This is a genomic window from Aestuariivirga sp., assembly GCF_020252405.1.
Classification (GTDB): domain Bacteria; phylum Pseudomonadota; class Alphaproteobacteria; order Rhizobiales; family Aestuariivirgaceae; genus Aestuariivirga.
This window is the reverse complement of the sequence record NZ_JADCDA010000081.1, coordinates 1-11,215: the sequence shown is the minus strand read 5'-3', so window position 1 is coordinate 11,215 and position 11,215 is coordinate 1. Positions and strand designations below refer to the sequence as shown.

Sequence of the window (11,215 nt, the reverse complement as noted above, 5' to 3'; positions counted from 1 at the left end):
AGCAAAATCACGATCCGTCCCTCGCCGCTGGACGGGAGTTATAACTCCCGTCCAGCGGATCTCTTTTCGCACTTTCGAACGCAATTGTCATAAGACAAGCATGATCCGCAAAAGTGGAACCGGTTTTGCGATAAGATCATGCTCAAGCATATGATCTGGCGCATGTTCCGCCCAGGCGGTTTCGCCTGAGCGGAACATGCGCCAGCGGCCCCCCTTTTGTTTGGTCAAGCTTCCGCGCTAGATTGGGCATTTGCAACAATCCCTGGACGATCATGACCCAATCGCGATTTGAGGAATGGCTGAGCGAGCACAAGATCAGCGAGGTGGAATGCCTCGTGGCCGACATGAACGGCACGGCGCGCGGCAAGATTCTTCCGCCTAAGAAATTTCTCTCCGGCAACCGCTCCCGCGGGCTTCGCATCCCCGAGGAAGTGTTCACGCTGACAATCAACGGCCGCTACACGCAGGACACCCGCGCGGTGTCCGACAGCGCCATTGACATTTACATGAAACCCGACCTGGACACGATCCGCTTCGTGCCGTGGTACCAGGAACCGACCGCGCAGGTGATCTGCGATGCCTTCCATCTCGATGACGAGCCGGTGCTGATTTCGCCCCGCCACGTGCTGAAGCGCGTGCTGGAAGCCTATAAGGACAAGGGCTGGAAGCCCATCGTTGCGCCCGAGCTCGAGTTCTACCTCGTCAAAAAGAATATCGATCCGGACTATCCGCTCGATGCCGCCATTGGACGTTCGGGGCGCAAGGAACCGGGCGGCCAGGCCTATGGCATCGATGCCGCCAACGACTTCGACCCCATCGTCGAGGACATCTACGATTACTGCGAGGCGCAGGAACTTGACGTCGACACGCTGAGCCATGAAAGCGGACCCGCGCAGCTCGAGATCAATTTCAACCATGGCGATCCGCTGGAACTGGCCGACCAGGTCTTCCTGTTCAAGCGCACGGTGCGCCAGGCGGCGCTGAAGCATGACATGTATGCGACCTTCATGGCCAAGCCGCATCAGAACGAGCCCGGCTCCTCCATGCACATCCACCAGTCGGTGATCGACCTGAAGACCGGCAAGAACATCTTCGCCAACAAGGACGGCTCGCTGTCCAAGCAGTTCCTCAACCACATCGGCGGCCTGCAGCGCTATCTGGCGGCCGCGCTCTCGCTCTGCGCGCCGAACGTCAATTCCTACCGCCGGCTGGTGCCTGATTCGGATGCCCCGACCAATGTCCACTGGGCGATCGATAACCGCACCGTGTCGCTGCGCGTGCCGTCATCAGACCCGTCCAACACCCGCGTCGAGAACCGCGTGCCGGGGGCGGATGCCAATCCCTATCTTGCCTTCGCGGCCTCGCTGGCCTGCGGCTATCTTGGCATGGTGGAGCGCATCAAGCCGTCGGACCCGGTGGAGGGCTCGGCCTACCGCTATGCCCACACCCTGCCGATCAGCCTCGACGAGAGTCTCGACAAGCTTAACTATACGAAAGCCCTGAAACAGGTGCTGGGCGAAAAGTTCTGCGAGGCCTATAACGACGTGAAGTACGAGGAGATGCAGAATTACCGCCGCGTGATCAGTTCCTGGGAACGCGAATTCCTTCTGCTGAACGTGTAAGGATCGAAATCGGCATGCGTATGGCGACGAGAGTCTTGATTGCAATACTGCTGTGGGCGGGTCTTGCCGCCGCGGCGCATGCCAGGCCCTCCACTGCCGCGCCGCCCGCTGCGGCGGTGCAGGCGGCGATCGCTGCGGTGCTGAATGATCCTGAGCGGCTGCCGCTGCCGCTGGAGCGCATACGCCCCGCGCTTATCGCGCATTACATCCGCGACCAGGGGCCCGTCTACTGGGTTGGCACAGGCCGCATGACGCCCTTTCTGCAGCGCCTCGCCGATGCGGGTGACGACGGGCTCAATCCGACCGATTATCCCATCGATGCGCTGATCCAGCTGCGCGACACCATCGACCCCGTGGATGCGGACAGCGCGGCGCTGGCCGAACTGTTCTTCACCGCTTTCTTCGTCAACTACGCCACAGACCTGAAGATCGGCCGGCTGACGCCCACCAAGGTCGATCCCAAGAATTACCGCAACCGCAAAACGGTGGACGTGCTCGCCATCATGACGGGCTTCTCGAAGCAGAATGACCCGGGCGACTTCCTTGACGCCTTCGAGTCGCACAACCCGCATTATCAGGCGCTCAAGAAGATCCTGGCGCTCTACCGCGCCATGTCGGAGTCGGTGGACTGGGACTCGATCCCGATGGGGGCCGACATCAAGCCGGGCGACAGCGATCCGCGCATCCCCGACATCCGCGAAAAACTGATGCTGACCGGCGACCACCCCGGCGGCGAGGCCGATCAGGGCGATGTATATGATTCCTCCACCGCGCTGGCGGTGCGCAGTTTTCAGCTGCGCAACGGGCTGGAACCCAGGGGCATCATCGGCAAGCAGACAATCCTCGCACTCAATGTGCCGCCGGCCGGCCGCGCCCGCCAGGTCATGCTCAACATGGAGCGCTGGCGCTGGATGCCGGAAGACCTCGGGGCGCACCACTATATGGTGAACCTCGCCGCCTTCGAACTGAGCGAGGTCCGGAACGAGGACATCGTCGACCGCATGGATGTTGTGGTGGGCGCGGTCGCCACGCAGACGCCGGAGTTTTCCGACGAGCTCGAATATGTCGAGATCAACCCCACCTGGACGGTGCCCTATTCCATCGCGACGGGCGAGATGCTGCCGAAGCTGCGGCGCAACCCGTCCGCCTATGCGGGCGACTTCGAAGTCTTCATGAACGGCAAGCTCGCCTCCTGGGGCGGCATCAACTGGAATGCCTATGGCAAGGGCAACTTCCCCTTCACCTTCCGCCAGAAGCCAGGCCCAAGGAACGCGCTGGGCAAGGTGAAGTTCATGCTGCCCAATCCTTACAACATCTATCTTCATGACACGCCGGCCAAGGACAAGTTCCTCGCCATCACGCGCGCTTTCAGCCATGGCTGCATCCGCCTGTCGCGGCCGATGGACCTCGCCTATCATCTGGTGGGCGGCATCGCCGGCTGGCCGAAGCCGAAGATCGACCAGGCCTTCGCCAGCGGCCAGACAACGCGCGTCCGCCTGCCGCGGAACATCCCCGTGCACCTGATCTATGCGACCGCCTTCGAGGGCGATGGCGGCTCGATCGAGTTCCGGCCCGATATCTATGGCCGTGACCGCAAGCTCGGCGCCGCGTTGAGCGGCAAGCCGTCCAGCTGATGGCGGCGCCCGGGCATGATCCGCAGAAGTTGAATCGGTTTTGCGATAAGATCATGCTCAAGATATTGATCTGGCGCATGTTCCGTTCGGGCGATTCCGCCTGAACGGAACATGCGCGAGGGCGATCATGCCGGCGGCGGCAGCGGCAATGCGGATCATCGGAGCTTGCTCCCCCCTTGCTCAGTAGGTGTCGATGTTGCCGCGGCTGACGGCAAATCCGTGACCATAGCCTTCGCGGGTGAGGCCGGACTGTTCCGACGTGCAGGTGATCCCGCCCAGGCTCAGGCTTTCGCCATATTGCAGCACCAGCATGCCCTCACCCACAAGGGCGGGTCCCCACATCTCGGGCCGGGATGCGAAGGCGTCATTCTCATCCAGGAACACGCCCATCACGCTCGGCTCGTAGCGGAGGCATCTCAGCACATCTTTCGGCGAAGACTCGTAATGGCAGCCCACATTGTTGGACGGCATCTTGAACTTGATGACGTCGGCTGCCGCCGGCCGGAACGTGGCGGTGAGGCAGGCGAAGGCGGCGAAGAGGGTGGCGCGGCACAGCACCATCGAGATCTCCCCGGATGGAGAACCAAGCCGAACTCGACCACACTTGGATGAACGCGGCCTGAAGGCTCACTTCAGTTCGATCTCGATGAAGGCATATTCCGTGTCATTGGCGTTGATCACGTCATGCTCCACCCCGGCATGGCGGAAATAGGGGACGCCCGCCTTCATCTCGGCATGGGCCGGGCCCGTGGGAGTCTCGAGCCGCACCTTACCGTCCATCAAAGGCACCACCACATAATCATGGCCATGCTTGTGCCAGCCCGTGTTGGCGCCCGGCGCGAAGCGCCATTCGGTGACGATCACCCGGTCATTTTCCACGAACACCGTGGACTTGGCGGACCCGTGGCTGTGGTCGGACATGGCGGCTCTCCTCAAAAATCTCCCGCCATCGTGGATGGAACTGGAACTTGCCGCAAGCATGTTATATTATAACGTCCATGTCCGTCCCCGCGCCGCACCACAACCACGCCACATGCACCGCCGAACTTCTCGCGCGGGCCGAGCGCGCCTGCGAGCGCCGCGGTTCCCGCCTCACCGGCCAGCGCCGGGAGATGCTGAACTGCGTGGCCGAAAGCCATTCCGCGGTCGGCGCCTATGACATCATCGAGCGCATGGCGCGGCATGGGCCGCGGCCGGCGCCCATCACCGTCTACCGCGCGCTCGACTTCCTCGAAGCGCACGGCCTCGTCCACAGGATCGAGAGCCGCAACGCCTTCATCGCCTGCACCCACCCGCATGAGGGCAAGCCCGCCGCCATGCTGGTCTGCGAGCGCTGCCGCCTTGTGGCCGAGCTTGATGCGCCGGAGATGTTCGGGGCGCTGCAATCCGCCGCGAAGGCGCGGGGTTTCGAGGTCCACCGCAGCGTCGTCGAGCTTACTGGCCTCTGCGCCGCCTGCCAGGAGGCCCGCTGATGCTGAAAGTCACCAATGCCATCCTCAGCGCGCGCGATGCCAGTCTGGCCATCGGCGGACGCACCATTCTGGACAAGGTGAACCTCGACGTGCGCCCCAACGAGATCGTCACCGTGATCGGCCCCAATGGCGCGGGCAAGTCCACCCTCGTGCGCTGCCTGCTCGGCCTGCAGCCCCTGACCTCGGGCGAGATCATCCGCGCCAGGGGGCTGCGCATCGGCTATGTGCCGCAGCGCTTCCCGCTCACCTCCAGCGTGCCGCTGGACGTGCGCCGCCTGCTGTCGCTGACGCTCAGGCCCACCGGGTCCGAGATTGACGCGGCGCTGACCGAGACCGGCATACCGCACCTGAAGGACGCCAGCGTATCGCGCCTCTCCGGCGGCGAGCTGCAGCGCGCGCTGCTGGCCCGCGCCCTGCTGAGGAAGCCCGGGCTCCTCGTCCTCGACGAGCCCGTGCAGGCCGTCGACTTCATGGGCGAGGCGCGCATGTATGAGCTGATCTCCGGCGTGCGGAAGCGCCATGGCTGCGGCATCCTGATGGTCAGCCATGACCTGCACATGGTGATGGCGGAGAGCGACCATGTCGTCTGCCTCAACGGCCATGTCTGCTGCGAGGGTGGACCCATCAAGGTGCAGCAGGACCCGGAATTCGCCAAGCTCTTCGGCCCCGCCGCGGCGCGCATGATCGCGGCCTATACCCACCACCACGATCATGACCATGAGAGCCATGATCACGACCATCATCATGACCATGACCATGACCATCACGGTCACCGCCATTGACGCCGGTGCTTGACATCCTCACCCAGCCTTTCTTCCAGCGGGCGCTTCTTGCCGGGCTGGCGACCGCTTCCGTTGCGGGTCCCGTCGGCTGCTTTATCGTGTGGCGGCGCATGGCCTATTTTGGCGAGACGCTGGCGCATTCGGGCCTCTTCGGCGTCGGCCTTGGCCTGCTCCTCGGCTTCAGCCTTACGCTGGGCGCTGTCGCCAGCGGCGTCGCCGTGGCGCTGCTGCTCATGCTGATGAAGGGCCAGCGGATCCTCGCCACTGACACGCTGCTCGGCATCCTGTCGCACGCCTCGCTCGCCCTCGGCATCGTCACGGTGGGCCTCGTCACCGGCTCGGCGGCAGACCATATGGACCTCCTGTTCGGCGACATCCTCACGGTGAGCTGGACGGACGTCTCCATAGTCTGGGCGGGCGGCGCTGCCGTGCTGCTGATCCTCGGCGTGCTGTGGCGCGACCTCATCGCCATGTCGGTGCATGAGGAACTGGCTCAGGCGGAGGGCGTCAAGGTGAGGCGCGTCGAGCTGGGCTTCGTGCTCCTGATCGCGCTGATGACGGCGATCTCGATGAAGATCGCCGGCCTGCTGCTGATCACCGCGCTGCTCGTCATTCCCGCCGCCGCTGCCCGCCGGCTCGCCAACAGCCCGGAGACCATGGCGCTGGCCGCCGCCGCCATCGCCTGCGTGGCGGTGGCGATGGGGCTGGCGTTCTCCGCCTTCGCCAATGCCATCGCCGGTCCGGCCATCGTGCTCTCGGCGGCCCTTCTCTTCGTCTTGACCTTGTTGCGTCGTCAGGCCAGTTAATAACCCATGAGCTATTCCGCGATCAGGAACCGCCGCAAATCCATCCCTGTCAAGGTGGGCCACGTCACCGTAGGGGGCGGCACCCCCATCGTCGTCCAGTCCATGACCAACACCGACACGGCAGATGCCGGGGCGACCGCGCAGCAGACCGCGGCCCTTGCCCGTGCGGGCTCCGAACTCGTCCGCATCACGGTTGACCGTGAGGAGTCGGCGAAAGCCGTGCCCCATATCCGCGACAAGCTGGACCGGATGGGCGTCAACGTGCCGCTGGTGGGCGACTTCCACTACAACGGCCATACGCTGCTGAACGACCATCCCGCCTGCGCCGGGGCGCTCGCCAAATACCGCATCAACCCCGGCAATGTCGGCTTCCGCGAGAAAAAGGACCGCAACTTCTCCATGATGGTCGAGACAGCCATGAAGTTTGACCGCCCGGTGCGCATCGGCGTCAACTGGGGCTCGCTCGACCAGGCGCTGCTGACCGGGCTGATGGACCAGAACGCCCGGTCGGCGCAGCCGCTGGACGTGCGCGAGGTGATGCACGAGGCGGTGGTGCAGTCGGGCCTCATGTCGGCCCAGCGCGCCGTGGAACTGGGGCTGCCGAAGGACAAGATTCTCATCTCCGCCAAATGCTCCGAGGTGCAGGACCTGATCGCCGTCTACCGTTCGCTGGCGTCGCGTTGCGATTTCGCGCTGCATCTGGGCCTTACCGAGGCCGGCATGGGATCCAAGGGCATCGTCGCCTCCACGGCGGCCCTCGCCGTGCTGCTGCAGGAAGGGATCGGCGACACCATCCGCATCTCGCTCACGCCGGAGCCCGGCGGCGACCGCACGCGCGAGGTGACCGTGGCTCAGGAAATCCTGCAGACCATGGGGCTGCGCAGTTTCGCCCCCATGGTCATCGCCTGCCCCGGCTGCGGCCGCACGACATCGACGACCTTCCAGGAACTGGCGCAGGACATCCAGGCCTACGTCCGCGACCGCATGCCCGACTGGCGGCGCGACTATCCCGGCTTCGAGACACTGCAGCTCGCCGTCATGGGCTGCATCGTCAACGGCCCGGGCGAATCGAAGCACGCCGACATCGGCATCTCGCTCCCCGGCACGGGCGAGCTTCCGGCGGCCCCGATCTTCATCGACGGCAAGAAGGCGATGACACTGCGCGGCGAGAACCTCTCGCGGCAATTCAAGGATATCGTAGAGGATTACGTGAAGGGGCGGTGGGGTGCGGTATGATGCCGTCACCACGGCCAACCCGTTGTGCCCCGTGAGATTGTGAAGCGTCTCTAGGCAAGCGTTGAACCCCGGGCATCGGTGTCCGGCATTTTCGTCGTTTGTGGCGGGTGCGGCGATGAAGATGTCTCGCTGCGGGTGGCAGAGGAAGCGTTTCTTGCCTCCGTTCTGGCCGCTGGCGGGGTGTGCGTCGATGGCGTCTGCAAGGCGGCGGTTGAAGCGTCCGGCGAGGCCGTTGGTCCGTGGCCTGAATGTCCTTGCGGGGACGCGGTCGAAGAGATGCGTGCCTGATGGTTGTCCCCTTGGCTCACCGGGCTTGCCGCCGGCGAAGCGGTCTGTGAACCCGGGGCCATTCCGGCCAGCACGGTGCGGGCCGTGAGACTCTGGAAAACTTCGACGCCGGACCTTGGGGTCAGCGCCGTCCGGCAATTGCCCAGATCTGGCGGCGTTCAGGCGCGCCGCCTTCAAAGCCGCAGCGCCCCACCCGGCGCCCTGCCAGAAAGCGGGACAAGCCAAGGAGTCCTTCAGCGGTGTGGTCAAACCTCCCATGCTCACCACCTGGCCAAGGGGTGACATCAAGCTTCCATGAAAACAAAGAGCAAACCGGGGGAGTTCCCATCCCGGAATACCCTGATATAGTCGTTCCCAACCGGAGGATCCGCAATGCCCCTGTCGAACATGGCCGTCCGCGACATCGAGACGGTGATCCACCCCTACACCAACCTCGCCCGCCACCGCGAGGTGGGGCCCTTGATCCTCAACGAGGGCCGCGGCATCCATCTCTATGACGACACGGGCAAGCGCTACATAGAGGGCATGGCCGGGCTGTGGTGCACGGCCCTTGGCTATGGCAATCAGGAAATCGCCGAGGCGGGTGCGCAAGCACTTCGCAAACTGTCCTTCACCCATGCCTTCGGCGGCAAGTCGCATGACGGTGTGATCGAGCTTTCCGAGAAGCTCAAGGAAATCGCCCCCTGCCCTGCGTCCAAGGTGCTGTTCGGCTCCTCGGGCTCCGAGGCCAACGACATGCAGATCAAGCTGTCGTGGTACTACAACAACGCGCGCGGCAAGAGGAGCAAGAAGAAGATCATCAGCCGCATGCGCGCCTATCATGGCGTGACCATCGCGTCGGCCTCGCTCACCGGGCTGCCGTGGGTGCACAATGACTTCGACCTGCCGATCGCCAATGTGCTGCACACCTCATGCCCGCATTATTATCGCCATGGTGAGGAGGGCGAGAGCGAGGAGCAGTTCGCGGCGCGCATGGCGCAGGACCTGGAAGACATGATCCTGCGCGAGGGGCCCGACACCATCGCCGCGTTCATCGGCGAACCGCTGATGGGTGCGGGCGGCGTGCTGCTGCCGCCCGCCGGCTATTGGGAGAGGGTCAACGCCATCCTCGCGAAGCATGACATCCGCTTCATCGCGGACGAAGTGATCTGCGGCTTCGGGCGCACCGGCAACTGGTTCGGGTCGACGACCTTCGGCATGACGCCTCACTCGATCTCCATGGCCAAGGCCATCACCTCGGCCTATTTCCCGCTCTCCGCACTGACGGTTGAGGAAGACCTCTACCAGGCGATGCTGGACGAAAGCCGCAAGCTCGGCACCTTCGGCCATGGCTATACCTACACGGCTCATCCCGTCGGCTGCGCCATCTCGCTCAAAACCATCGAGATCTACCAGCGCGACAAGATCATGGAGCACGCGGCCAGGATGAGCCCGGTGTTCCAGATGCGGCTCAGAAAGCTCGCCGGCCACCCGCTGGTGGGCGAGGCGCGCGGCGTGGGCCTCATCGGCGCGGTCGAACTCGTCGCCGACAAGGCAACGAAGCGTCCCTTCGACCCGAGGAAGACGATCGGCGCCCTGACGGTGAATGCGCTGCAGGAGATGGGTCTCATCGTCCGCAACATCCAGGACTCAGTGGCGCTCTGCCCGCCGCTCATCATCACCACCGACGAAATCCACGAGATGTTCGATATCTTCGAGCGCGGCCTCGACCAGATGGAAGCCTGGGCGCGCAGGGAGAACGCCCGCGACTGACCTGCCCCATGCCCTCCCGGCGGGCGCAAGTTCCGCCGGGAGCTTGATCGAAGTCAATGAGATATGACGCGACAAGCTTTAGCGCCAGTCTTCATGGACAGTCAGCTTCTCCCCTTCGCCACCCAGGACGTTCCGCGGTATACGAGCTATCCGACCGCGGTTCAGTTCCAGCCGTCCTTCCCGGGCCAGCAGGCGGATGACTGGCTGGCGGCGCTGGACCCGGAGGCGACCCTCTCGGTCTATGTCCACATTCCCTTCTGCCGCCAGCTCTGCTGGTATTGCGGGTGCCACACCTCGGTGCCGAACAGCTATGACCGCGCGGCGCGCTATGTCGAATATCTGGTGAAGGACATCAGCCGCCAGGCATCGCTGTTCGGGGGGCGCAAAGGCAGGGTGACCCACCTCCACTTCGGCGGCGGCACCCCCACCTATCTCGATGACCTGCACATCGGCGAGATCGTCGAGGCCATCGACAGGGGCTTCGGGCTGGCGGGCGGCGGCGAAATGGCGCTCGAATCCGACCCGCGCACCCTGACGCGCGCGCGCGCCAGGGTGCTGGCCTCCATGGGCTTCAACCGCATCAGCTTCGGCGTCCAGGATTTCGCGGCGCCGGTGCAGATGAAGATCAACCGCCTGCAGACCTTCGGCCTCGTCAAGGCGGCCACCGGGTTTCTGCGCGAGGCGGGCTTCCGGTCGGTGAACTTCGACCTCATGTATGGCCTGCCCGCCCAGACGGTCGAGAGCGCCGCCAGGACGGCGCGGCAGGCGGCGGAACTGGAGCCGGACCGCATCTCGGTCTTCGGCTATGCTCATGTGCCGTGGTTCAAGAAGCACCAGAGGATGATCGATGATGCGGAGCTTCCGGGCGTCAGCGCGCGCTATGCCCAGGCCACCACCATCGAGCGCGAACTCAACGCCCATGGCTATGCCTTGATCGGGCTTGACCATTTCGCGCTGGAGCATGACGATCTCACGGCAGCCGCGAAGAATGGCGCCATGCGCCGCAATTTCCAGGGATATACGACGGATGTCTCCGGCGCGTTGCTGGCCTTCGGCGCTTCCGCCATCGGCGAATTCCCGCAAGGCTTCGTGCAGTCGGCGCGCGACACGCTGGAATGGTCCCAGACGATTGACCGCAACGAAAGCCCGGTCACCCGCGGCCTCGCAACGACGGCGGAAGACCGCATGCGCGCGGAAGTGATCGAGCGCCTGATGTGCGACCTGTCAGTGGATGCCGCGGACATCGCCAGGCGTCACGGCTTCGACCCGGCCATCTTCGATGAGGCGCCGGAGAAGCTCGAACCGGCCATCCTCGCCGGCATCGCCGAGGTGAAGGGCGCGCGCGTCATCGTTCCCCCGAAGCACCGTCTCTTCCTGCGCGCCGTGGCCGCCGCCTATGACGCGCACTTCGTGGCGGCACCCAACCGGCACGCCAAGGCGGTATAATCGCAAGGCGTTCTTTCTACTTTTCCTCCCACCTCCCCAGCTCATCATGGCCGGGCTTGTCTCGACGATTTGCGCTTTAATGGAGGAGCCGGGGGTGCCTGACCGCACCCCCGGTGTTGGCGGGAGACCGATTTACCGGGCTGGTCCCTAGAGACCGTGGTCAAGCTTGGTCCCCGT

The 11,215-nt window shown here is 64.4% G+C and carries 10 protein-coding genes; 8 read left to right on the top strand and 2 right to left on the bottom strand.

What is annotated here, in order from left to right; genetic code table 11:
* Positions 1–272 precede the first annotated feature (272 nt).
* Positions 273–1,622, top strand: coding sequence for a glutamine synthetase family protein (locus tag IOC69_RS12235; protein WP_290543842.1), 1,350 nt, complete (start codon positions 273–275; stop codon positions 1,620–1,622).
* A gap of 14 nt (positions 1,623–1,636) precedes the next feature.
* Positions 1,637–3,256, top strand: coding sequence for a L,D-transpeptidase family protein (locus IOC69_RS12230; RefSeq protein WP_290543841.1), 1,620 nt, complete (start codon positions 1,637–1,639; stop codon positions 3,254–3,256).
* A 180-nt stretch (positions 3,257–3,436) separates the two neighbouring features.
* Here the strand turns inward: IOC69_RS12230 and IOC69_RS12225 are convergent, their stop codons facing one another.
* Both IOC69_RS12225 and IOC69_RS12220 read right to left on the bottom strand, forming a co-directional pair.
* A complete protein-coding gene (locus IOC69_RS12225; protein ID WP_290543840.1) occupies positions 3,437–3,817 on the bottom strand; it encodes a hypothetical protein in 381 nt (126 codons plus the stop codon).
* 66 nt (positions 3,818–3,883) lie between these two features.
* Positions 3,884–4,177, bottom strand: a complete 294-nt coding sequence (locus IOC69_RS12220; RefSeq protein ID WP_290543839.1) for a cupin domain-containing protein — start codon at positions 4,175–4,177, stop codon at positions 3,884–3,886.
* A gap of 77 nt (positions 4,178–4,254) precedes the next feature.
* On the opposite strand from IOC69_RS12220, the gene IOC69_RS12215 reads away from it, so the two are divergent.
* The 6 genes from IOC69_RS12215 (at position 4,255) to hemN (ending at position 11,038) form a co-directional block, all read left to right on the top strand.
* The gene (locus tag IOC69_RS12215; protein ID WP_290543838.1) at positions 4,255–4,728 is read left to right on the top strand and encodes a transcriptional repressor; all 474 of its coding nucleotides are present in this window, start codon (positions 4,255–4,257) and stop codon (positions 4,726–4,728) included.
* Complete coding sequence (locus IOC69_RS12210) at positions 4,728–5,510, top strand: metal ABC transporter ATP-binding protein (protein ID WP_290543837.1); 783 nt, start codon at positions 4,728–4,730, stop codon at positions 5,508–5,510. The genes IOC69_RS12215 and IOC69_RS12210 overlap by 1 nt, the downstream gene beginning before the upstream one ends.
* Positions 5,507–6,316 (top strand): iron chelate uptake ABC transporter family permease subunit, encoded by an 810-nt coding sequence (locus IOC69_RS12205; protein WP_290543836.1) that lies wholly within the window; start codon positions 5,507–5,509, stop codon positions 6,314–6,316. The genes IOC69_RS12210 and IOC69_RS12205 overlap by 4 nt, the downstream gene beginning before the upstream one ends.
* 6 nt (positions 6,317–6,322) lie before the next feature.
* On the top strand, positions 6,323–7,552 hold the full coding sequence (gene ispG / locus IOC69_RS12200) for a flavodoxin-dependent (E)-4-hydroxy-3-methylbut-2-enyl-diphosphate synthase (protein ID WP_290543835.1): 1,230 nt from the start codon (positions 6,323–6,325) through the stop codon (positions 7,550–7,552).
* A gap of 660 nt (positions 7,553–8,212) precedes the next feature.
* Positions 8,213–9,592 carry an aminotransferase gene (locus IOC69_RS12195; protein WP_290543834.1) on the top strand — a complete coding sequence of 460 codons (1,380 nt, stop codon included), beginning with the start codon at positions 8,213–8,215 and terminating at the stop codon, positions 9,590–9,592.
* A gap of 93 nt (positions 9,593–9,685) precedes the next feature.
* The gene (gene hemN, locus IOC69_RS12190; RefSeq protein ID WP_290543833.1) at positions 9,686–11,038 is read left to right on the top strand and encodes an oxygen-independent coproporphyrinogen III oxidase; all 1,353 of its coding nucleotides are present in this window, start codon (positions 9,686–9,688) and stop codon (positions 11,036–11,038) included.
* Positions 11,039–11,215 lie beyond the last annotated feature (177 nt).